Source organism: Polaribacter sejongensis (genome assembly GCF_038024065.1).
Lineage (GTDB): Bacteria > Bacteroidota > Bacteroidia > Flavobacteriales > Flavobacteriaceae > Polaribacter > Polaribacter sejongensis.
Genome location: NZ_CP150667.1, coordinates 2,579,831 through 2,602,977, shown reverse-complemented (window position 1 = coordinate 2,602,977; position 23,147 = coordinate 2,579,831). Strand labels below are relative to the sequence as shown.

Sequence of the window (23,147 nt, the reverse complement as noted above, 5' to 3'; positions counted from 1 at the left end):
GTTTTTAATTGTTTTTTTTACTATTCCTATCTATTAAATACTCATTTTCATGTTCACTAAGATTTTTGTAAAACCAAAGCGTTCATAAGATTTTATTGCCGCAGAATTATTGCTATAAACATCCAATCTTAATTCTTTTATATCTTTTTTTACTGCCCAATTTTTTAAAGACTCTAAAATTAAATTACTAATCTTGTTTCCTCTAAAAGCGGGTTTTACAAATATAAAACCAATATAACCATGTTTTGGGTTTTTGTGATAATGTTTAGAATTTTCTATTCTTAGGTAACCAGAAGCAATTATTTGATCGTTAGAAATAGCAACAATAAAATAAATGTCTTCATTAGAAATTAATTCGGGTATATTGTAATAAGACAATTTACCATCGCCTAAAAAAGGATCTAAAGGTCTTTCTGCTGTTATAACTCCTTGTTCAAATTCTAATAAGGTTTCTAAATCTTGTAAAGTTGCAGTTCTAATAGAAATTTCGCTCATTATACATTTTATTTTGATATACCTTGTAATCTCATTTTTATAACTCCAAATAAGGCTTCATATATTATATTTCCGCTCATTTTAGAAGTTCCTAAAGTTCTGTCTGTAAAAATAACAGAAACTTCTTTTATCTTAAAACCACGTTTCCATGCTTTAAATTTCATTTCTATTTGAAAGGCATAACCCACAAATTTTATTTTTTCTAATTGTATATTTTCTAAGACTTCTCTTTTCCAGCAGACAAAACCTGCAGTTGTATCAAATAAAGGAATTCTTGTAATTAAGCGAACATATTTAGATGCAAAGTAAGAGAGTAATAATCTTTTTATATCCCAATTAACAACATTTATTTTGTTGTTAACATATCTAGAACCTACAGAAACACTAATGTTTTCTTTATGGCATGCATCGTATAAGCGAATTAGATCATCAGGATTGTGAGAAAAGTCGGCATCCATTTCAATAATATAATCATACTTTTTAGCAATGGCCCATTTAAAACCGTGTATATAAGCAGTACCTAAACCACTTTTACCGATTCTTCTTTCTAAAAAAAGCTGATTTGGAAACTCTAAAATTAAGTTTTCTACAATAGCTGAGGTTCCATCAGGAGAATTGTCATCTACAACTAAAATATGAAATTCTTTCTTTTGATTAAAAGTGGCTCTAATAATAGCTTCTATATTTTCTTTTTCGTTATAAGTAGGTATTATGACTAACGCATCTGACATAAATAAAATTTCATGTGGTAAGTAGACAAATATACATTATTTAATTACTAATTTTGTGTTAATCTTACCAAAACAAAAATAGGTGCAAGCAATAGAAAGAGTAGTAATAGATAACAGTTGGATTACCATATTATTGGTGTGCTTGTTTGCCTGTGTTTTCCTTTTAAGAGGGTTGAGTGTAGTAAGGTTAAAGGGTAGTGTATCTTCTTTGTTTAATGAAAGTTTTATCGATTCTGAAATAGAAGAGAATACTTCTTTTTTTAATCCTTTTAAAAATGTCATTTTTATTTTTTCCATTACAGTTCTTGCTTTATTAACCTATAAAATCTATTTGTACTATAATTCTTCTGCAGAACAAGGTTTTTATACTTTTCTGAAGATTTTTGGAGTTGTTTTTTCATATTTAACGATTAAAAGGCTATTAGAATTTTTGCTTTCTGTAGTTTTTAAGATTGATAAAAAGCTAGATTTCTTTTTAGTTTCTAAGTCAGTCTATTTATATTCTGTTTCTTTTTTTCTACTTATAGCTATTGTTTTAGTAGAATACTCACAATTAGACACCCCTTTTTTAGTCTATTTTTCGGCACTTTTATTTTCTATTCGATTTATATTTCATGCGGTAATTAATAAAAAGCTGGTTTTTAGCGAGTTGTTTTATTTTATTTTGTACCTTTGCGCCGTCGAAATAGCACCGCTATTTGTACTGTTTAGATTGCTATTTTAACTAGAAAAAAGAAGCATATGAAAGTGAAAACGATCTTAGTATCGCAACCAGAACCAAAGACTGAAACTTCCCCTTATTTTGACTTGTCTGATAAACAAAAAGTAAAGATAGATTTTAGACCATTTATTCACGTAGAAGGTATATCTGTCAAAGAAGTAAGAGGAGAAAAAGTTGATTTACATAACTTTACAGCTATTATTTTAACAAGTAGAAATGCTGTTGATCACTTTTTTAGAATTGCAGACGAGATGCGATTTAAAGTGCCAGATGCTATGAAATATTTTTGCCAGTCAGAAGCAGTTGCTTTTTACTTACAAAAATATGTAGTCTACAGAAAGAGAAAAATTTATGTAGGTACAAGAACGTTTCCTGATTTAACAAAATTAATTAAGAAACATAAAACAGAAAAATTCTTATTACCTAGTTCAGATAAGTTAAAGCCTTTAATCCCTGAAGAGTTAGATAGTTTAGGAATCACTTGGAAACGATTAGATTTATATAGAACTGTAGTTAGTGATTTGTCTGATTTAGAAGATGTATTTTATGATGTTTTGGTGTTCTTTAGCCCATCAGGAATAGAATCATTGTTAAAAAACTTTCCAGATTTTAAACAAAACGCAACAAGAATAGCTGCCTTTGGTAACTCTACTGTAAAAGCTGTTACAGATGCAGGTTTTAAGTGTGATATTACAGCGCCGTCACCAGAAACACCTTCTATGACAATGGCTTTAGATAAATACATAAAATTAGCAAATAAGAAGTAATATTTCTTAAAACGCTATAAATTACATAAAAAAAACCAAGCAATTTTGCTTGGTTTTTTTTATGATTCTTTTTCAGTTATAAATTTGATTACTTTTTTAAAGTAACTGTTCTGTCAACACTATTAAATGGCCCAGGAATTAAATTTCCTTCAGCATCTATTAATTCTAATTTTATAGAAACTTTTCCTTTTGGTAAACCTTTAATAACCTGTGGTGCCCATTCCGTTATTATAAATTCTTTGTCATTAATAGTTGCACGAACTTTAGTACCATTTTCTGAAAGTTCTGTATTTAATACGAAAAAATCTAGTAATAGATTTTCTGTATCTTTTCCTGTATACTCTCCTTTTGGTCGACTATAAATAAGTGTTGGTGCATTTATATCTAAATTGTTATCGTCTTTAGTATCTTCTCCAACAATTAATTTTTTAACAACTACTGCATCTTCGTTTTTAACAGATTCATGATAAGACCTACTTAAAAATGCAACCAAATGATGCACTCCATTAGGCATGTCTTTTTTAAATGTAGGTTCATAATGCGCAGAATAGGGCTCGTTATTCAAAATAAAATGAATATGCTGTCCTTTTCCTGAATTTGCTAAAAGTGCTGTGTCTTTACTTTTTGTTATTGCACCTAATTCGTAATTGTTTACCTCAAAATTAAAAGCAGTTTCTCCAACACTTTTTATTAATGTATCACTTGGTGTTATCATTTTAAGCGAAGCAGTAGCGTATTCTGGTGAGTTTTCTAATTTTTCTAAGGTAATTTTTGTACTTTTTTCCGGAGTATCGTTCACTTTTTCTTTTTTAGTCTCCTTACAGCCTACAAGTGTTATTAAAGTTAAACAGATAATACTTAATATTCTTAATTTCATATGTATTGTTTTAAGTTAATGATATTTAGTTATAAAGTTCAAATATCAATCCTTTTTAAGATTAATAATATAACAATAGCATTAGATATGAACTCATTCCAAATAAAGAAATGATTTGTTAATTTGAAATTTTACCCCATAAAAGTTTAAAACCCTTTATGAGGTGTTTGATATTAGATATTTATACTGATTCAATTTTATCTAAACCTTAATTAGTGAATTCTTAGGGAAGTCAGGTCAAAACCTGTTTGCTAACTAATAGAAATTATTTTAAGGTATGTTATTTTATAGGTAAATACTTTCAGGCCCTTCAGGTTTTGGGAACCTGAAGGGGGTTTTTACTATTAGTTTTTAGAAAATAAATTATCTTAGTAACTTCGTACAAATAGAACTGATAAATGAAAACTGAAAAACAAAAAATGCTCTCTGGTCAATTATATGATGCCTCAGATATACAACTTACCAAAGAACGATTAGAAGCAAGATTGTTATTAAAAGAGCTAAATGATTTATCAGAAGATAAAGCGGAATCAAAAAATGTTATTTTACATAAATTACTGCCAAATCAAGGGAAGAATCTATTTATACAAACTCCCTTTTATTGCGATTATGGTTACAATATAATTACAGGAAACGATGTGTATTTTAACTTTAATTGTGTTGTTTTAGACGTAACTCCCGTTACAATTGGTTCTAGAACATTAATTGGTCCAAATGTGCAATTATACACAGCAACACATCCTATAAATCATAAAGAAAGAGCTTCCGGACTCGAATTAGCAAAACCAATAACTATTGGAGAAGATGTTTGGGTCGGAGGAAGTACGGTAGTTTGTCCGGGTGTACATATTGGAGACAGAACCGTAATTGGAGCAGGAAGTGTAGTTACAAAAAATATTCCTGCAGATGTTTTTGCAGCAGGAAATCCTTGTAAAGTAATTCGAAAATTAGAAGCTTAGAAAACTTGTTTTGTACTGTTTTTTTTTAGAAGCTTTTTCCTGCTTTTCGCTATATCTTTTTTTGTTAAAAACAAAAAAAGGATGCCGCTTCAATCAGGGCTAAACCTGTTTGTTAGCTAATAGAAAATAATTAAGGTTCCTTGTTTTTTTAATAGTAAAAAAAATAAAGCTTAAGCAAACAAAGTAGCAAAAGCCTCTTCAATCTTACCTACCAAAACCAAACGAATTCCGTGATTTTTAGAAGCAATTTTATTGTATTTAGAGGCGACTAAAGTTTTGTAACCTAATTTTTCTGCTTCGGTAATTCTTTGATCTATTTTAGAAACTGGCCTTATTTCTCCAGCCAAACCAACTTCTGCAGCAAAACAAACATTCGGATTAATAGCAACATCTTGGTTAGACGATAAAATAGCAGCCACCACTGCTAAATCAATTGCAGGATCGTCTACGTTTATTCCTCCAGTAATATTTAAAAAGACATCTTTTGCGCCTAATTTAAAACCTGCTCTTTTTTCTAAAACAGCTAAAATCATGTTTAAACGTTTTAAATTATACCCCGTTGTAGAACGCTGAGGTGTTCCGTAAACGGCGGTAGAAACTAAAGCTTGTATTTCTATCATTAAAGGTCTAATACCTTCTAAAGTACTTGCAATTGCTGTTCCGCTTAAATCTGCATCCTTTTTAGAAATTAAAATTTCAGACGGATTAGAAATTTCTCTTAATCCGCTAGAAAGCATTTCGTAGATTCCTAATTCAGACGTAGAACCAAATCTGTTTTTCTGACTTCTTAAAATTCTGTACGTATGATTTCTGTCGCCTTCAAATTGTAAAACAACATCTACCATGTGTTCTAAAATTTTTGGACCAGCAATGTTTCCATCTTTATTTATATGACCAATTAATAAAACCGGAGTTGCTGTTTCTTTGGCATATTTAATCAGTTCTGCTGCAGTTTCTCTAATTTGAGAAATGCTACCAGGAGATGCTTCTATAGAGCTTGTGTGTAATGTTTGTATAGAATCTATTACCAAAACATCAGGCATTGTCTCTTCTATATTTTTAAAGATGTTTTGGGTGTTGGTTTCTGTTAAAATTAAACAGTTAGAATTGTTTGCTTCTAACCTTTCTGCTCTCATTTTTATTTGAGACTGACTTTCCTCACCAGAAACATACAGTACTTTCTGGCTGATATTTAAAGCAACTTGCAATAATAAGGTCGATTTTCCAATTCCGGGTTCACCACCTAAAAGTGTTACAGAACCTTTTACCAATCCTCCACCTAAAACAGTGTCTAATTCGTTGTTGTTGGTAACAATTCTTTCTTCTGGGTTTAACTGAATGTCAGCAACTTTTAAAGGTTTGTTTACGGTTTGTTTTGCGGTTGTAGATTGTTTCCAAACGCGTTTTTCTTCTTTTTGTATTACTTCTTCTACAATGGTATTCCATTCTTTACAAGCACCACATTGTCCTACCCATTTTGCATGTTGGGTTCCACAGTTCTGACAGAAAAAAGTTGTTTTGGTTTTAGCCATTATAGAAAAAGTTTACAATTTTTTGAGGAACAAAGTTACAAAGTTTATGAGCTTATAAGTTTTAAAAAAAGTAATAAAAAAAAAGATTCCCAAAAAGTTAGCAAATATTTGCGTTAGCGATTGAACTACCTGTTTGAGCTCTTTTTTTGATGCTATTTTTTTAGCATAAGAAAAAAGCGAGTAGTGAAAGCGCGACCTTTTTAGGGAACGCCCTAGAAATTATATAGACTAAAGAATAGCTTAAAGTTACGTTAAAAATTAGTTCTTACAAGGGATATTTCTTATGTTGCCGCCTTTCATTTACAACAAATAAAAAAGTGAATTATGTTTAAAAAACTTATAGGAATAGAGCCTTTAGAGTTAATTGATTCGGTTAATATAAAATTAGAATCTTTAACAGAAAACCTATTATTATACACAGACAGACCAACAACAGACGATGAGATTGTAGCACGTATTGGTGATGCTGATGGTGTTTTATTAAGTTACACCACAACATTAACAAAAGAAATTTTAGAACGCTGCCCAAATGTAAAATATATAGGTATGTGTTGTTCGTTGTATGCGCCAGAAAGTGCGAATGTAGATATTAACTATGCAAACTCACGTGGCATTACCGTTACTGGTGTGCGTGATTATGGAGACGAGGGGGTTGTGGAATATGTAATTAGTGAGTTGGTAAGATGTTTACATGGTTTTGGTACTACTTCTGATGGTAAACCAAGAAATGCTTGGGGTGGAATTCCAAGAGAAATTACAGGTTTAAAAGTAGGGATTGTAGGTTTGGGAAAATCTGGTGGTATGGTTGCGGATGCACTTCACTTTTTAGGAGCAGAAATCACTTATTTTGCTAGAAGTGAAAAACAAGATGCTAAAGCAAAAGGCTATGAGTTTTTACCGTTAGAAGAACTAATGAAAACAAATGAAGTTGTGATTGCTTGTTTAAATAAAAACACTGTTTTATTGCATGAAAACGAGTTTATTAAATTTGGTAATCATAAAATATTATTCAACACAGGATTATCACCTGCTTGGGATGCTGAACCTTTTAATAAGTGGCTAGCAGCAGGTGATAATGCCGTATATTGTGATACTCTTGGCGCTTTAGGTGATAAAGAGCTTTTAAATAACCCTAAAGTTAATTGCTTAGAAGTTTCTACAGGTAGAACACAACAAGCGTTTGTTAGATTAAGCGAAAAGGTATTAGCTAACTTAACTGCTTATTTTAAAAAGCAATAGGCGAAGTAATATTTCTTAATGTATTAACAATACTCCAGCCAGCAATTTTTGCCGTTTGACTATAAATGTTTAAAACGGCATGAATTTCCTGGCTTTTTATTTCTATACGATGATTATCGCCAACAAATTCTGGGATAGTTTTAATAGAAACCTTTACGTTTTCTGGTCCTGTTGATGCCAGTGCAGCCGCAACAGAAACGTTTACTTGTCTTGGAAAAAGTGCGATAGCTTCTACAGCAGTACCTTCAAAAGATTTGTATTCTTGCGTTTCTATAATAGGGTTATAAACTGGGCTATTTCTCATGGCTCTTGGCGATTTTGTAGACTCGAAAGTCACTTCGCTTTCTTCCATTAAAGACACAGTTCTTAATACGTCGAATCCTCCAACGGCTCCTGATGCAATATGAACTCGTGTACCATATTCTGAAGCTGTTTTTTTAACCTCTTCGTAAAAATCGGCATCTGCAAGACCTCCTATGGAGATTGTTACTATTGATGTTCCGTTTTTTAAGGTTGGCAACGCTAATTCTTTTAAAGAATCTGGAGAAGATGCTTCAACAAGATAGTCTGGTTTTAGCATTAATAATTCTTCTAGAGAATGACATGCTGTACAGGTATACCCTCTATCTACATTATTAATATGATTTGAAAAAACCTCGGCCTTATTGAAAGTCCTAGAGTATGTGCCGATAATTTTAAAATCTGGCAACAAGCCTTTATCTAAAGCTTGTGCAACGATGCTTGCAAGTCCGCCGCAACCTACAATTGCTAATGTTTTTTTTTCCATAAAGGCAAACATATTCCTTTTTTACAGTATAAGCAATTATAAAAAGTTATTGAAAAGTTAAATGAAACGGGTCTTGTAAATAGCTATTTACAAGACCCGTTTTCTAAAATTTGTGAGTTAGCGATTGAACATTTTTAAAAGTTCAAGGCAGGCTCATTGTTTGGTGTTTTTTCTTTTGCTGATTTTTTAGTAAAAGAAAAAAGTGAGTAGTGAAAGCACTATCTTTTTAGGAACGCCTAAAAGTTATTTATTCTTATTGTAAATTGGTAGTGCAAAAAATGCCAAACCTCCAAAAACGATAATCATTGCAGTTTGTGCGGTCCACATAATCCAGCCAAAAGCGGTTGCAGGTTCTGTAGGAACATCAAACAAAGCCAAGGCGCCAGCAACAGCAATTGGGTATAATCCAATTCCGCCATTTGTTGCTGCAATGGAAAATCCACCAGCAATAAAACCGATTAAAATTCCGCCAAACGGAACGTGTAAACCTTCAATTGCAGGAATTGTTGCCCAAAACATGGCAACGTACATTACCCAAATAAATACAGTATGAAAGATAAATGCCCATTTATTTTTCATTTTAAAAATACTAGTAACACCTTCTAATAAGCCGGCAACAAAGGTTTTAATTTTTAGTAAAAACCCAGATTTTGCTTTCTTTATAAATGATGTTAAAATGTAAAAACCAAGAATAAGAACCGTTAAGCCAATAACGATTTTTGTTGGATTAAAGTTTTTGGTTAAGAGTTCGTAGATAAAATCGAATTGAACAAAAAGTGTTATTGCAACGATAGAAAGCATCATGATTAAATCTGCAATACGTTCGGCTACAATAGTTCCGAATCCTTTTTCGAACGGAATTTTCTCGTAGTTTGCCATTACGGTTGCTCTAGAAATTTCTCCGGCTCTAGGTATGGCTAAGTTTACTAAATAACCTACTAAAACAGCCAAAACACTATTTGTGTATTTGGGCTTAAAACCTAAAGGTTCTAGCATAAATTTCCATCTGTAGGCTCTAGAAAGGTGGCTCAAAATTCCAAAAAATAGGCCGAGGAGAATCCAACCATATTTTGCATCTTTAAAATATCCTATTAAAACATCTAGAGAGATTTTAGAGAGAGAATACCATACTAAAAAACCTCCCAAAACGAGAGGTAGTACAGTTTTTAATATTTTTTTGATGTTCAAACCTATGTAAGTGTATTGTCTTTCTCGTTAGGGAAAACTAAAGATGGTTTAAAGCTTTTAGCCTCTTCAAAATCCATGAATCCGTAAACGATTAGAATTAAAACGTCATTAACAGCAACTTTTCTAGCTGCGGCTCCGTTTAATGTGATTTCTCCACTTCCACGAGGTCCAGGAATAGCGTATGTTTCTAAACGCTCTCCATTATTATTGTTTACAATTTGAACGCGTTCGCCTTCAATAATGTTGGCAGCATCCATTAAATCTTCATCAATGGTAATGCTTCCTATATAATTTAAATCTGCACCTGTAACTTTTACACGGTGGATTTTTGATTTTACAACTTGTACTAACATGGGGCAAAAATACTATTTTTTTTGATTACTACTATTTTAATCGAATGTTGTCTATCAATCGTATTTCTCCTGCGTAAACTGCAATAAAAGCACGGTTTTTCTTGTTAGATTCTTTGTTTTTTATGGTTTCTAATGATTTTTCATCAGCAATTGTAAAATACTCTAATTCTAATAAAGGGTGTTCTTTAAATTGATTTTCTACCCACTCAGTTACGGTTACAGCATTTTCTATGCCAAATTTACTTTTAACTTTTTTAAGAGTTTTGTAAATAAATGGTGCTGCTTCTCTATGTTCCTTAGATAATCTAGCGTTTCTAGAACTCATTGCCAAACCATCTGCTTCTCTAAAAATAGGACATCCTTTTATTTTTACAGGCAGTCTGTTTTTTCTAACCATTTTTTTGATGATCTGTAACTGCTGAAAATCTTTTTGACCAAAATAAGCTCTATTAGGTGTTACAATTTCGAAAAGGGTTTTTACGATGGTACCAACACCATCAAAATGCCCTGTTCTAAACTTGCCTTCCATTTGGTGTTCTAGTCCGTCAAAATCAAATTTTTCTGAAGCTATGTTTTCTGCATAAATTTCTTCTACAGAAGGTAGGAATAATACATCACAAGAAACACTTTCTAGTAATTTAGTATCATTTTCTATGGTTTTTGGGTATTTAATTAAGTCTTCTTGGTTATCAAACTGGGTTGGATTTACAAAAATACTTACTACAACTAGATCGTTTTTCTCGATTGCTTTTTTAATTAAAGATAGGTGACCTTCGTGTAATGCGCCCATTGTTGGCACAAAACCTATGGTTTTATTACCCTCTTTTTTAGAGGTTAAATATGCATTTATTTCTTGTTTAGTGTTAAAAATTTTCATCTTCAAAAATTAAGTAGAGTCTGCAAACTTACCAATTTAACACGATATTAGCATAAAAATTTGTATTTTTGCGCTTCTTATAAAAGAGTTTGATTTAATGAAGGACAAGAGAATATTATTTGTTTCATCTGAAGTAGTTCCATACTTACCCGAAACAGAGTTATCATCTACAGCCTTTAATGTTGCAAAAAACGCACATTCTAAAGGAGTACAAACAAGAATTTTCATGCCAAGATATGGCGTAATTAACGAGCGAAGACATCAGCTACACGAAGTAATTCGTTTATCTGGGATGAATCTAGTAGTTAATGATATGGATATGCCATTAATTATAAAAGTTGCTTCTATTCCTAAAGAAAGAATGCAAGTATATTTTATAGATAATGAAGAATATTTTAAACGAAAAGCCGTTTTTACAGATGAAGATGATGATTTGTTTGAGGATAATGATGAGCGCGCTATTTTCTTTGCAAAAGGAGTTATAGAAACCGTAAAAAAATTAAACTGGGCGCCAGATATTATTCATGTTCATGGATGGATGGCTTCTCTTTTACCTCTTTATTTAAAAGAGTTTTATAAAGAAGAACCTTTGTTTACAGAAAGTAAAATCATAACGTCTTTATATAACAACCCTTTTGAGGGGACGTTAGATGAATCTTTAGCAGATAAAGTGAAATTTGATAATATTTGTGACGAGAAAATTGCTACAATTAAAACACCAAACTTTACAAACATATTAAAAAGTGCGATAGAAAATTCTGACGCAATTATACATGGTAGTGAAGAAATTTCAGAAGAATTAACTTCTTTTATAGAAGGTAAAGATATTCCGGTTTTAGAATATCAATCTGAAGATTTAAAGGAAAGTTATTTAAATTTTTATGCTGATTTAATTTCAGCTAATTAATTATTTTATAAAGTGAGGAGATTTTTTGAGAAAAGCACATTTATTGTAGCTTTAGTATTCGTATTTACAGCTGTTATTTCTTGTGAAAAAGATTTTACAGATATTAAGTCTAGTATTATTAGTAATACAAAGTTTGATACAGATACCTTAACTGTTAAAGGAATTGTTATAGAAAATAGCCCTATTACAAGTGTTACTTCTGATAATATTTCTGCAGAGGCAGGTTTATATCTACTAGGTGTTCATACTGGTGCAAATGGTGATTACGAAAAAATAGAAGCTTCTATAGTTTCTCAACTAGCTTTAAGTTCAGGTTTAAAGGTAATTGATGATGAAAATATTTACGGTTCTGATACTATTGTGGTTACTACAATAGATACTGCATTTGTAAAATTACCATATCAAGTAACTTTTAATGATGATGGTACAGCGTATGAGTTAGATTCAATTATAGGAGATCAAACTAAAGCGTTTAATTTAAATGTTTATGAAACCAGTACTTATTTAAGTATATTAAATCCTACAGAACCTTCAAAATTGAATAGTTATCAATCTAATGATGTGTTTGATAAAAAAGTAACTAAGTTGAATTTTACTTCAGATTTTAAATTTTCACCAAGCTTAACAGACTCAATTGTAGTTAAAAGATGGTTAAGTGATGAAACTGTAGCTACACAAGATACTGTAAAATATTTTAATTCTACATCTGCTACAATACCAGTACCTTTTGCAGTAATTCCTTTAAAAGAAGATAAAATTAAAGAATTATTCCTAGATAAATATGAATCATCAGATTTTGATTCTCAGGCTGCGTTTAATGACTATTTTAGAGGACTTATTCTAGAAGCTACAGGAGACGAAGGATCTTTAGTTTCTTTTAATTTTAATGCTACGGTTAAGCCATCACTAGAAGTTTATTATACAAATACAGTTGTTGCTGGAGGAGTTATTATAGATACAATTTACAAAAATGATAGTTTTTTATTATCTGGAGTAAGAGCAAGTACTTATAAGATGGATGATAAAGTATATCCTTCAGATAAAATTGTATTACAAGGAGCTGCAGGAAGTGAAGCTAAAATAAACCTTTTTGGAGCAGACACAGATGGTAATGGAGTTGCTGATAAAATAGAAGAATTAAGAGCTAGAAATCTGTTGATAAATGATGCTTCTTTAACTTTTTATATTAATCAATCTATAGATACAACAGCTGTTCCTTATCAATTATTCTTGTACAAGAGTGATGAAAATGTACCACCTGTTTACAGTCAAGTAAAAGATGTTTATTCTGAGGGAGCTACTATTTTTGGAGGTTTGTTACAGAGAGACTCTAATGGAAAGAAAGAGAAGTACACTTTTAGAATTACAGATTATATTTCAGACTTATTAAGTGGTGAAACAAATTACTCTCCAACATTAAGACTTAAAGTAATTAACGCTACAGACTTACTAACAGTTACAGATACTATATTTAAGAATTATAATTGGAATCCGAAGGCAGTAACGCTTTTTAATCATGAAGCTATAAATGGTAATAAAAAGGTAGAGTTAAAGATTTCATATTCAGAGAAAAAGGATTAAAAAAAAAACGAACTAAAAGAAAATTTTATGTGTGGAATTACTGGCTATATTGGCTTTAGAGATGCTTACCCGATCGTTGTAAATGGACTTAAAAGACTAGAGTACAGAGGGTATGATAGTTCTGGGATAATGATGTATGATGGGAAAGAAATACATCTTTCTAAAACCAAGGGAAAAGTTTCAGATTTAGAAGCTATAACTGATAATGACGAAAAAAGAAAAAAAGGAAATATAGGAATTGGTCATACACGTTGGGCTACTCATGGGGTGCCAAATGATGTAAATTCTCATCCACATGTTTCTCAGTCTGGTGAATTAGTTATTGTACATAACGGTATTATTGAAAACTACGACACTTTAAAAAAAGAGTTAATATCTAGAGGTTATGTTTTTAAGAGTGATACAGATACTGAGGTTTTAGTTAATCTAATAGAAGAAGTAAAAAAGAACGAAGGTTGTAAGCTTGGGCAAGCAGTTCAACTAGCATTAACAAGTGTTGTAGGTGCTTATGCAATTGCTGTTTTTGATAAAACAAAACCAAATGAGTTAGTTATTGCTCGATTAGGAAGTCCTATTGCAATTGGAGTAGGAAAAGATAATAGTGAATTTTTTGTTGCTTCTGATGCATCGCCATTTATAGAGTATACAAAGAATGCTATTTATTTAGAGGATGAAGAATTGGCAGTTGTTAAAATTGGTAAAGACATAAAAGTTCGTAAGATTAAAGACGACTCTATGGTTGATACTAATATTCAGAAATTAAAACTGAGTTTAGATCAGATAGAAAAAGGTGGTTATGATCATTTCATGTTAAAAGAAATTCATGAGCAACCTAAGGCTATTATAGATACTTATAGAGGTAGAATGTTACCTAATGAAGGACTTATTAAAATGTCTGGAATAGATGACAATTTAAATAAGTTTTTAAATGCTGATAGAATTATAATTATTGCTTGTGGTACTTCTTGGCATGCTGGTTTAGTTGGTGAGTATTTAATAGAAGATATGGCGCGTATACCTGTTGAGGTTGAGTACGCATCTGAGTTTAGATACAGAAACCCTATAATTACACCAAATGATGTGGTTATTGCAATTTCTCAATCTGGAGAAACTGCAGATACTTTAGCTGCTATTAAATTAGCGAAATCTAAAGGAGCTTTTGTATTTGGTATTTGTAATGTAGTAGGTTCTTCTATCGCAAGAGAAACACACGCAGGAGCTTATACACATGCTGGTCCAGAAATTGGAGTAGCTTCAACAAAAGCATTTACAACTCAAATTACGGTACTTACATTAATTTCTTTAAAGTTAGCAAAGGCAAAAGGAACAATGTCGGACTCTGCTTTTAGAATGTATTTGCAAAAAATGGAATTAATTCCGGCTAAAATAGAGGCACTTTTAAAGATTGATGAAAAAGTAAAGGAAATTGCAGCTGTTTATAAAGATGCAAAAAACTGTTTGTATTTAGGTAGAGGTTTTAACTTTCCGGTAGCATTAGAAGGCGCTTTAAAATTAAAAGAAATTTCTTACATACATGCAGAAGGATATCCTGCAGCAGAAATGAAACATGGTCCAATTGCTTTAATTGATGAGAACATGCCAATTTTTGTTATTGCAACCAATAAAGGTCATTACGAAAAAGTAGTGAGTAATATTCAAGAAATTAAATCGAGGTCTGGTAAAATTATTGCAATTGTAACAGAAGGAGATACACAGGTTAGAGATATAGCAGATCATGTTATAGAAATTCCTGAAACAGAAGAAGCGTTAACACCGTTATTAACTACAATTCCTTTTCAATTATTATCCTATCACGTTGCAGTGATGTTAGGTAAGAATGTAGATCAACCAAGAAATTTAGCAAAATCGGTTACGGTAGAGTAATTTTTATTACACTTTATAAAATTAAACCCAGCTTATAGCTGGGTTTTTTCATTTAATAAAAGTAATATATGACACTTAAATTTTGTGATTAGTTAAATATCAACATTGTATATTGATATGTAAAAAAAAAATATACTTACCTTAGTCCTTAAAATATTTAATGTAGTATATAAAATAGAAAAGATTTTCATTTTATTATGTCTATATAATTATCCCTATTTCTATGAATTATAGTCAAATAGCCCTTTTGTTTATGCAGGGCACTTTAGTTGCTTTGGTAATTCTTTTTTTATTTCACCTTAGAAAACAGTTGGGTATTGGAGTTATGTTTGCATGCCTGGGATTATTTCAATTTGTACAATTATTTTTATACAGTAGAGTTTCTGTTTCAATTACAGATAGTTTTTTTGTTTCACCGGGCTCTGTTGTTTATTTTACGGCATCTCTCTTTGTAATACTTATGGTATATATAAAAGAAGATGCCAGTGAAACAAAAAAACTAATTTATGCGCTGTTTATAGTAAATATAGTAATGACAATTCTTGTACAGGCATTAAACTTACATTTTAATAATACATCAATACAAGGAACTTATAATGCATCAGTAAACCTTTTCGATATAAGTTTAAGAGAATTATTTATTGGTACAATTGTGTTATTTTTAGATGCTTTTTTAATTATACTTTTATTCGAATATATATCTAAAAGAGTAGAATGTTTATTCTTACGCATTTGTATTACCATGTTAATTGTTGTAAGTTTTGATACATTATTCTTTGTAACCCTTAATTTTTGGGGAGTAGATAATTTAAAGTCAATTATCGTATCAGGACTTATATCTAAAGGGGTTTTTACAGTCTTTTATAGTGCGCTTCTTTATTTTTATTTAAGATTTTTTGATTTAAACAAGCAGCTAACAGGCGTGTTTAAAATAAAAGATGTTTTTGAGCCTCTAACTTACAAGCAGAAATTTGAATCTGCAGAAAAAGTAATTGAAGAAACTACAGAGATGTATCGTATACTAACTGATCACTCTAATGATTTAATTTTCTTACAAGAACCAGATGGTGCTTTTAAATATATTAGCCCCTCTATAAAGAATATATTAGGCTACGAACAACAAGATTTAGTAGGTAAAAAAGTTTTTAGTATTGTTCATAAAGAAGATCTTAAGTTTTTAAACGAAGTACTATCAAAAAAGTTGATTAGTAGAGGTGTTATTTCTGAAGCTATTCCTGTTAGAGTTCATCATAAAGAAGGTCATTTTGTTTGGTTAGAGTTTTTGTCATCTCCCGTTTATGAAGGAGATGAAATTAGTTACTTTGTTATCTCTGCTAGAGATATTACGCAGAGAGTTTTATCAAAGAAGAAACTTCAAGATTCTTTAGAAGAATTAGAAAAAAAGGAACACTCTTTAGAGGAAGCTAGTAAAGTTGCTAAAATAGGATATTGGGAATATGATATTAAAACAGAGACTTTTACTTGGTCTGATTATATGTATACTATTTATGGAATGGACCCCGTAAATGGAGTTCCTTCTCAAAAAGAACTGATCTCTCTATATGATAAAGAGTCACAAGAAAAAATAGTACAGGCTGTAAAGGATGTTGCTATAAAAGGAGTTTCTTGTGATGTAGAATTAAGGTTTGTCAACAAACAAAATGAAGTTGTTTGGGAGCGTACTGTAGCCCAATCTATTTACAACGAGCAAAATGAAGTTGTAGGTAGAATAGGTATTATGCAGGATATTACAGCCTTTAAAAAAGCACAATTTGAAGAAGAACTGTCAAAAGAAAAGATTCAATCTTCTCTAGAGCTTTTAGAGAAAAAGGATTATGCCTTGAATGAAGTGAGTAGAATGGCAAAAATTGGTTATTGGGAGTATAATAACGAACAGGTTAATATTATCTGGTCTGATTATCATTATGACATTTTTGGATTTGATTCTAAAAAAGGAATTCCTCCACGAGAAGAAATTGTAGCACTTTTTGATGAAGAATCTCAAAGAAAGATTGTGCAAGTAAATTTAAAGTTGAATTCAAATGGAACGCCTTATGATATTGAATTAAAGTTAACTAATAAAAAAAAGGAAGAAATTTGGGTGCGAAATATAGTGCAACCTGTATTCGATAAACAAAATAAAGTTATTGGAAGAAGAGGTCTTTTACAGAATATTACAACTTCTAAAAAAGCCCAATTAGCCTTAGAGCTTTCTAATGAAAAGATTCAAAATTCTTTAGAAGAATTAGAAAAAAAGGACTACTCTTTAAATGAGAGTAGTAAAATGGCCAAAATAGGGTATTGGGATTATATTACTGCAAAAGATACATATACATGGTCCGATTATATTTATTATATATACGGATTAAATCCAAATGAAGGAATTCCGCCACATAAAGAAGCAGTAAAGGTTTGTGATAAAGAGTCGCTAGATAAATTATTAGCAGCCACTGTAGAGTTGAATACACATGGCACACCTTATAATATTGTTTTAAAATTAATTAATAGAAATAACGAGGAGGTTTGGGTAAGAAATGTAGCTAAGCCTATATATAACAAACAAAATGAAATTATTGGAAGAAGAGGTGTGTTGCAAAATATCTCTGAATGGAAAAAGGCACAATCTGAATTAGAACTGTCTAAGGAAAAGATACAATCTTCGTTACATCTTTTAGAAAAGAGAGATCATTCTTTAACTGAGTCTAGTAGGGTGGCTAAAATTGGGCATTGGGAGTATGATATAGCAACTGATTCTTTTGTTTGGTCTGATTATGTGTATGAAATTTATGGTTTGGCTTTAAATGAGGATATTCCAACACGTAAGGAAATGGTAGCTTTTTACGATAAATATTCTCAGTTAAAGTTAGCAAAATCTACTGTAGACCTTACTTTAAAAGGCACTCTTTATGATATTGAATTGAAATTAATTAATAAAAAAAATAAAGAGTTATGGGTAAGACAAGTGGTTCATCTTGTTTACAACGATAAAAATGAAATTATTGGAAGAAGAGGTGTAGTGCATAATATTACAGCTGCTAAAAATGCTCAAATAGAGTTAGAAATTTCTAAAGATGAGATTCAGAGGTCTTTAGAGTTGTTGGAAATTAGTGAGTTCTCTAAAAATGAAGCTAGTAAAATGGCTAGAATAGGGTATCTAGAGTATGACATTGCAACTGAAACTTTTACTTGGTCGGAATATATATATCATATTTTGGGGATTGATATAAAACAACCAGTGCCTTCACGTAGAGAAATAGCAGATTTTTTTGACGAGGAATCTAAAGTAAAGATGGGGGAAGCTACCTTAAAACTCGATACTGAGGGTGTTTCTTTTGATATTGAGTTGAAATTGACAAACCTAAGAAAGGAAGAAGTTTGGATTAGAATTGCAGTTGAACCTGTTTATGATCAACAAAATAAAATTATTAAAAGAAGAGGTGTTTTGCAAGATATTACAGCTTCTAAAAATGTTCAACTAGAATTAGAGGTTTCTAAAGAAAAGATTCAGAAGTCTTTAAAATTGTTAGAAAGCAGTGAGTTTTCTAAGAGTGAGGCTAGTAAGATGGCTAAAATGGGATATTTAGAGGATGACATTGCAACTGAAACTTATATTTGGTCAGAATATATATATCATATTTTTGGGTTTGACATAAAACAACCCGTACCCTCACGAGAAAAAATTGCAGAACTTTTTAACGAAGAATCTCAAGAAAAGATGAGGAAAGCTACCTTTAGATTAGATACAGAGGGTGTTCCTTTTGATATTGAGTTGAAATTAACAAACCTAAGAAATGAGGAAGTTTGGATTAGAATTGCAGTTGAGCCTGTTTACGATCAACAAAATAGAATTATTAAAAGAAGAGGTGTCTTACAAAATATTACAGCTTCTAAAAAAGCTCAACTAGAATTAGAGCTTTCTAAAGAAGAGATTCAGACTTCCTTAAAACTGTCAAGAATAAGAAAGAATTCTATGAATGAGGCTAGTAAAGTAGCTAAAATAGGATATTGGGAACATGATTTGTTAACAGACACTGTTGTGTGGTCTGAATATGTGCATCGTATTTTTGGATCAAATTCTGAAAATGGAATTCCATCAGAGCTGGAGCTCTTGAAGAAAATGAATAAAGAATCACAAGAAAAATTTGTAGAAGCAACTGCAGCACTTACTATTAGTGGTATTTCTTATGATCTAGAATTGAAATTTATTAATCTAAAAGAGGAAGTTGTTTGGGTTAGAAATGTAGCGCAACCTATTTACAATGAACAGAATGAAATTGTTGGTAAAAGAGGTATTTTACAGAATATTACAGAATCTAAGCAAGCACAACAAGAATTAGAGCTATCTAAAGAAAAGATAGAAAATGCTTTAAAACTTTTAGAGAAAAAGGAATATTCCTTGAGAAAAGCAAGTGAAATAGCTAAAATAGGCTACCAAGAATATGATAATGCAACGGATACTTTTATATGGTCTGATTATGTTTATGATATTTTAAGGTTTGATATAAAAAAAGGGATTCCATCACGTGAAGATGTTATTGCAATTTTTGATGATGAATCTGTAGAGAGGTATACGAAAGCAACTCAAGAACTGATTAAAAATGGGACTCCTTTAGATTGTGAGTTGAAGCTTGTTACCAATGATAAAGAAGAAGTTTGGGTAAGAAATTTTGGTCAGCCTGTTTATAACAAACAAAATGAAGTTATAGGAAGAAGAGGAGTTTTACAAGACATTACTGCGTCTAAAAAAGCACAGTTTGAATTAGAGGTTTCTAAGAAAAATATTCAAACCTCTTTAGAATTGTTAGAAAAAAGTGAATATTCTAAGAACGAGGCTAGTAATTTAGCTAAAATAGGGTATTTGGAGTATGATAATGCTACAGATACTTTTGTTTGGTCTGAGTTTCTATTTCATATTTTTGGATTGGATTCAAAAGACCCAGTGCCTCCATTAAAAGATATTATTAATTTTTTAGATAAAGAGTCGCAAAAAAAGATGAAACAAGTGACTTTAGATCTTGAGCAACATGGTATTCCTTATGATATTGAACTTAGGTTAATTAATAAAAAGAAAGAAGAGGTTTGGGGTAGAATGATAGTTCAGCCTTTATTTAATGAGCAAAAAGAGGTTATTGGTAGAAGAGGAGTTTTTCAAGATATTACAGCTTCTAAAGAAGCGCAGTTTGCATTAGAACTTTCTAGAGAAAATATTCAGAGGTCTTTAGAGTTATTGGAAAGTAGTGAATATTCTAAGAATGAGGCTAGTAAAATGGCTAAAATAGGGTATTTGGAATATGATGTTTCTACAAATACTGTTAAATGGTCTGAGTATCTTTATTATATTTTTGGATTGGATCCTAAACGTGCAGTACCATCTTTAAAAGAAATTATTGCTTTTTTTGATAAAGATTCTCAAGAGAAGATAAGACAAGTGACTTTTGATCTTGAGTTTAATGGAAGCCCTTATGATATAGAGCTAAAATTAATTAATAAAAGAAATGAAGAGATTTGGGCAAGAATGATAGTTCAACCTTTATTTAATGAGCAAAAAGAGGTTATCGGTAGAAGAGGTGTTTTTCAAAATATTACCGAGAGAAAACAAATAGAAAACGAAAATTTAATAATAACAGAGAGGTATAGAAATCTTTTTGATAATGCAACGATTTCTGTTTGGAACGTAGATCTATCTGCAGTAACAGAACAATTAGAAGAACTTAAAAAGCTTAAAATATCTAATTTTAGAGTTTATTTAGAGCAGCATCCTGAGGTGTTCTTTTCGATACTTAAAAAGGTAGTCATAAACAAAGTGAACAAGGCTACTGTAAAACTTTTTAAAGCAAATAGTGAAAAAGAGTTTTTAGAAGAGAACATGGAAAACACATTTGGTACAGGTGCGCATAAAGTATTTGCCGAATTTATCATTTCAATTTGGAAAAAGGAGAAAACATTTACATCCGAAGTAAATTATAAAACTTTTAAAGGGGATGAATTTTCGGCTCTAATTTCAATTCCAATTCCTCTAAATTTAGAACAGCAAAAAACAGTTCCTGTTAGTATACAGAGTATACAAAATATAAAAGATGCTGAATCTGAAAAAAGAGAATCTTTAAATAGGTTAAAAGAAGCACAAGAGTTAGCCCAAGTTGGTAGTTGGTCGTTTGATTTTTCAACAAAAAAATCAGAATGGTCAGATGAAACGTTTCGTATTTGGGATTTTGATTTAAATAAACCAACACTAGAGCAAATAGATATTTTAAATAGAATTCATAAAGATGACCTTGATTATTTTGAAAATGCAGCATCTTTAGTTTACATTAAAGGAATGCCTTATGATATTGAGTTTAGAATTTGTTTGCCAAATAATGTAGAAAAAACCATAAGGTCTATATGTAAGCCCATATTTGGTAAAAATAAGGAAGTAGTCAGTTTAAAAGGTACCAATCAAGATATTACTGCTCAAAAAAAAGCAAGAAGTGAAATTGAGAAAGCAGAAGAGATGTACCGTATATTAACGGATAACTCTAATGATTTAATCTGTTTGCATGAAGTTGATAGTACCTTTAAATATATCAGTCCTTCTATACATAACTTATTAGGTTATGAGCAATCAGAGCTTTTAGGGACAAAAGTGTTTGGTATTGTTCATAAAGAAGATATTAAGCCTTTATTAAAAGTAATGTCTGAAAGAACATTTAGTAATATGTATACTGATGCATTTAGTTGTAGAGTGTTGCATAAAGAAGGTCATTACGTTTGGTTAGAGTTTTTATCTTCTCCAGTTTATAAAGATAATATGATTAATTCCTATATTTCATCAGCAAGAGATATAACACAATGGGTATTGGCGAAGCAAGAAATAGAAGAATACCAATCATCACTTCAGAAATTAACGACAGAAATGACGTTGATAGAAGAAAAACAGAAAAAAGAAATTGCAACAAACATACATGATCATTTAAGTCAGTCTTTAGTAATCTCAAAAATGAAAATTAATGAGTTGAAAAAAAGACCTCAATTAAAATTGATTGATGAGGATTTAAAATTTATTGAAACTCATATTTCTGAAGCTTTAGAAAATAGCCGTAAAATTACGTACGAACTTTCACCTCCCGTATTATATCAATTAGGTATTATTGAAGCGCTAAGTTGGTTGTTTGATAATGTAGAGACTACACATAAGATTGCTTGCGTAGTTAATAGTAATGTAGATAATATTAATCTTGATGAAGTAAAATCTATTTTACTGTATAGAAGTATACAAGAGGTGTTAACCAATGCTATAAAGTATGCAGATGCTTCTTTAATAACTTTAGATCTTGATAAGAATAAGTTTGGGTTAGATATTTTTATTACAGATAATGGAGTTGGTTTTGATACTTCTATATTAAATAGTCTTCATAATCATTCAGGTTCTGGTTTTGGTTTGTTTACGGTTCAGGAGCGAATTAAAAACATTCAAGGAAAATTTACAATAAAATCAAAAATAAATATGGGTACAACTGTTAAAATTTTTATACCTTTATCTAAATGAGTTATTTAAAAGATATTAAAATTGTATTAGTAGATGATCATAAGCTATTAAGAGATGGTTTAAGAAACATTATAGAGCAGAGGTCTAATATGCACATAATTGGGGAAGCTTCCGATGGTAGAGAGGCTATAAAAATATGTCCAAAACTTTTGCCAAACGTTGTTGTTATGGATGTTGCTATGCCTGGTTTAAATGGTGTAGAAGCAACAAGGCAGATTCATAAAAATAATCCAGAAATAAAGATAATTGGTCTTTCTATGCATTCCAGTAAGCAGTTTATACAGAGTATGTTTAAAGCTGGTGCTTTTGCTTATTTGTTAAAAGATGGAGATTCAGATGAATTGATTACAGCAATATGTACTGTAATGCAAAATAAAAAATATCTTTCAAATGATATTAATCAAGAGTTTCTTTCGGTATTAAAAGAGCCTAAAGGAATAGAAAAAACACAATTAAGTTCTAGGGAGAAAGAGGTATTACAGTTAATTGCAGAAGGACGTTCTTCTAAAGAAATAGGAGAAATTTTATTTTTAAGCCCTAAAACGGTTGATGTACATCGAAATAATATTATGAAAAAATTAGACTTATTTACTATTCCCGAATTAACAAAATATGCCATTCAAGAGGGATTAACTTCATTAGGTATTTAATAGGTATATACTTTTTATATAGCTGTTAAAATAGAATGATAAGCACTTTGCTTATGAGAATATCTGTAAAA

The 23,147-nt window shown here is 30.8% G+C and carries 17 protein-coding genes; 9 read left to right on the top strand and 8 right to left on the bottom strand.

Annotated elements, in window-relative coordinates; genetic code table 11:
* Positions 1 to 33: 33 nt before the first annotated feature.
* The gene (locus tag WHD08_RS10860) at positions 34 to 495 is read right to left on the bottom strand and encodes a GNAT family N-acetyltransferase (protein ID WP_208890825.1); all 462 of its coding nucleotides are present in this window, start codon (positions 493 to 495) and stop codon (positions 34 to 36) included.
* A gap of 8 nt (positions 496 to 503) precedes the next feature.
* Complete coding sequence (locus WHD08_RS10855) at positions 504 to 1,226, bottom strand: polyprenol monophosphomannose synthase (protein WP_208890826.1); 723 nt, start codon at positions 1,224 to 1,226, stop codon at positions 504 to 506.
* Positions 1,227 to 1,398: 172 nt separating this feature from the next.
* Between WHD08_RS10855 and WHD08_RS18630 the strand changes: the two genes are divergently transcribed.
* Both WHD08_RS18630 and WHD08_RS10845 read left to right on the top strand, forming a co-directional pair.
* Positions 1,399 to 1,950, top strand: a complete 552-nt coding sequence (locus tag WHD08_RS18630) for a DUF4271 domain-containing protein (RefSeq protein ID WP_367889105.1) — start codon at positions 1,399 to 1,401, stop codon at positions 1,948 to 1,950.
* Positions 1,951 to 1,967: 17 nt separating this feature from the next.
* On the top strand, positions 1,968 to 2,714 hold the full coding sequence (locus tag WHD08_RS10845; RefSeq protein ID WP_208890828.1) for a uroporphyrinogen-III synthase: 747 nt from the start codon (positions 1,968 to 1,970) through the stop codon (positions 2,712 to 2,714).
* Between the two features lie 88 nt (positions 2,715 to 2,802).
* Here the strand turns inward: WHD08_RS10845 and WHD08_RS10840 are convergent, their stop codons facing one another.
* On the bottom strand, positions 2,803 to 3,591 hold the full coding sequence (locus WHD08_RS10840; protein ID WP_208890829.1) for a hypothetical protein: 789 nt from the start codon (positions 3,589 to 3,591) through the stop codon (positions 2,803 to 2,805).
* A 398-nt stretch (positions 3,592 to 3,989) separates the two neighbouring features.
* On the opposite strand from WHD08_RS10840, the gene WHD08_RS10835 reads away from it, so the two are divergent.
* Positions 3,990 to 4,550 carry a sugar O-acetyltransferase gene (locus tag WHD08_RS10835; protein WP_165731582.1) on the top strand — a complete coding sequence of 187 codons (561 nt, stop codon included), beginning with the start codon at positions 3,990 to 3,992 and terminating at the stop codon, positions 4,548 to 4,550.
* A 170-nt stretch (positions 4,551 to 4,720) separates the two neighbouring features.
* On the opposite strand, the gene radA is transcribed toward WHD08_RS10835, so the two are convergent.
* The gene (radA, locus tag WHD08_RS10830) at positions 4,721 to 6,082 is read right to left on the bottom strand and encodes a DNA repair protein RadA (RefSeq protein WP_165731583.1); all 1,362 of its coding nucleotides are present in this window, start codon (positions 6,080 to 6,082) and stop codon (positions 4,721 to 4,723) included.
* Positions 6,083 to 6,406: 324 nt separating this feature from the next.
* Here radA and WHD08_RS10825 point away from each other — a divergent pair, with 324 nt between their 5' ends.
* Positions 6,407 to 7,321, top strand: a complete 915-nt coding sequence (locus WHD08_RS10825) for an NAD(P)-dependent oxidoreductase (RefSeq protein ID WP_208890830.1) — start codon at positions 6,407 to 6,409, stop codon at positions 7,319 to 7,321.
* Here WHD08_RS10825 and WHD08_RS10820 read toward each other — a convergent pair.
* From WHD08_RS10820 to panC, 4 genes are all read right to left on the bottom strand, one after another.
* Positions 7,308 to 8,108, bottom strand: coding sequence for an aspartate dehydrogenase domain-containing protein (locus WHD08_RS10820; protein ID WP_208890831.1), 801 nt, complete (start codon positions 8,106 to 8,108; stop codon positions 7,308 to 7,310). The two genes, WHD08_RS10825 and WHD08_RS10820, sit on opposite strands and share 14 nt — an antisense overlap.
* Positions 8,109 to 8,351: 243 nt before the next feature.
* A complete protein-coding gene (locus tag WHD08_RS10815; RefSeq protein WP_208890832.1) occupies positions 8,352 to 9,296 on the bottom strand; it encodes a lysylphosphatidylglycerol synthase transmembrane domain-containing protein in 945 nt (314 codons plus the stop codon).
* A gap of 2 nt (positions 9,297 to 9,298) precedes the next feature.
* Positions 9,299 to 9,649, bottom strand: a complete 351-nt coding sequence (panD, locus tag WHD08_RS10810; RefSeq protein ID WP_165731587.1) for an aspartate 1-decarboxylase — start codon at positions 9,647 to 9,649, stop codon at positions 9,299 to 9,301.
* Between the two features lie 31 nt (positions 9,650 to 9,680).
* Complete coding sequence (gene panC / locus WHD08_RS10805; RefSeq protein ID WP_208890833.1) at positions 9,681 to 10,526, bottom strand: pantoate--beta-alanine ligase; 846 nt, start codon at positions 10,524 to 10,526, stop codon at positions 9,681 to 9,683.
* Between the two features lie 97 nt (positions 10,527 to 10,623).
* On the opposite strand from panC, the gene WHD08_RS10800 reads away from it, so the two are divergent.
* The 5 genes from WHD08_RS10800 (at position 10,624) to WHD08_RS10780 (ending at position 23,076) form a co-directional block, all read left to right on the top strand.
* Positions 10,624 to 11,433 carry a glycogen/starch synthase gene (locus WHD08_RS10800; protein WP_208890834.1) on the top strand — a complete coding sequence of 270 codons (810 nt, stop codon included), beginning with the start codon at positions 10,624 to 10,626 and terminating at the stop codon, positions 11,431 to 11,433.
* Between the two features lie 12 nt (positions 11,434 to 11,445).
* Positions 11,446 to 13,014 carry a DUF4270 family protein gene (locus WHD08_RS10795; RefSeq protein WP_208890835.1) on the top strand — a complete coding sequence of 523 codons (1,569 nt, stop codon included), beginning with the start codon at positions 11,446 to 11,448 and terminating at the stop codon, positions 13,012 to 13,014.
* 27 nt (positions 13,015 to 13,041) lie between these two features.
* Complete coding sequence (glmS, locus tag WHD08_RS10790; RefSeq protein ID WP_165731591.1) at positions 13,042 to 14,898, top strand: glutamine--fructose-6-phosphate transaminase (isomerizing); 1,857 nt, start codon at positions 13,042 to 13,044, stop codon at positions 14,896 to 14,898.
* A 223-nt stretch (positions 14,899 to 15,121) separates the two neighbouring features.
* Entirely contained in the window at positions 15,122 to 22,426 is a 7,305-nt protein-coding gene (locus WHD08_RS10785; RefSeq protein ID WP_208890836.1) for a PAS domain-containing protein, read from the top strand.
* A complete protein-coding gene (locus tag WHD08_RS10780) occupies positions 22,423 to 23,076 on the top strand; it encodes a response regulator (RefSeq protein WP_205860213.1) in 654 nt (217 codons plus the stop codon). Before WHD08_RS10785 ends, WHD08_RS10780 begins: the two co-directional genes overlap by 4 nt.
* Positions 23,077 to 23,147 lie beyond the last annotated feature (71 nt).

Bases quoted from the DNA above. Each gene is read 5' to 3' on its own strand.
- WHD08_RS10785 (WP_208890836.1), top strand. From the start codon at position 15,122: ATGAATTATAGTCAAATAGCCCTTTTGTTTATGCAGGGCACTTTAGTT.
- WHD08_RS10825 (WP_208890830.1), top strand. From the start codon at position 6,407: ATGTTTAAAAAACTTATAGGAATAGAGCCTTTAGAGTTAATTGATTCG.
- WHD08_RS10840 (WP_208890829.1), bottom strand. From the start codon at position 3,591: ATGAAATTAAGAATATTAAGTATTATCTGTTTAACTTTAATAACACTT.
- glmS (WP_165731591.1), top strand. From the start codon at position 13,042: ATGTGTGGAATTACTGGCTATATTGGCTTTAGAGATGCTTACCCGATC.
- WHD08_RS10820 (WP_208890831.1), bottom strand. From the start codon at position 8,108: ATGGAAAAAAAAACATTAGCAATTGTAGGTTGCGGCGGACTTGCAAGC.
- panD (WP_165731587.1), bottom strand. From the start codon at position 9,649: ATGTTAGTACAAGTTGTAAAATCAAAAATCCACCGTGTAAAAGTTACA.
- panC (WP_208890833.1), bottom strand. From the start codon at position 10,526: ATGAAAATTTTTAACACTAAACAAGAAATAAATGCATATTTAACCTCT.
- WHD08_RS10855 (WP_208890826.1), bottom strand. From the start codon at position 1,226: ATGTCAGATGCGTTAGTCATAATACCTACTTATAACGAAAAAGAAAAT.
- WHD08_RS10860 (WP_208890825.1), bottom strand. From the start codon at position 495: ATGAGCGAAATTTCTATTAGAACTGCAACTTTACAAGATTTAGAAACC.
- WHD08_RS10780 (WP_205860213.1), top strand. From the start codon at position 22,423: ATGAGTTATTTAAAAGATATTAAAATTGTATTAGTAGATGATCATAAG.
- WHD08_RS10800 (WP_208890834.1), top strand. From the start codon at position 10,624: ATGAAGGACAAGAGAATATTATTTGTTTCATCTGAAGTAGTTCCATAC.
- WHD08_RS10845 (WP_208890828.1), top strand. From the start codon at position 1,968: ATGAAAGTGAAAACGATCTTAGTATCGCAACCAGAACCAAAGACTGAA.
- radA (WP_165731583.1), bottom strand. From the start codon at position 6,082: ATGGCTAAAACCAAAACAACTTTTTTCTGTCAGAACTGTGGAACCCAA.
- WHD08_RS10835 (WP_165731582.1), top strand. From the start codon at position 3,990: ATGAAAACTGAAAAACAAAAAATGCTCTCTGGTCAATTATATGATGCC.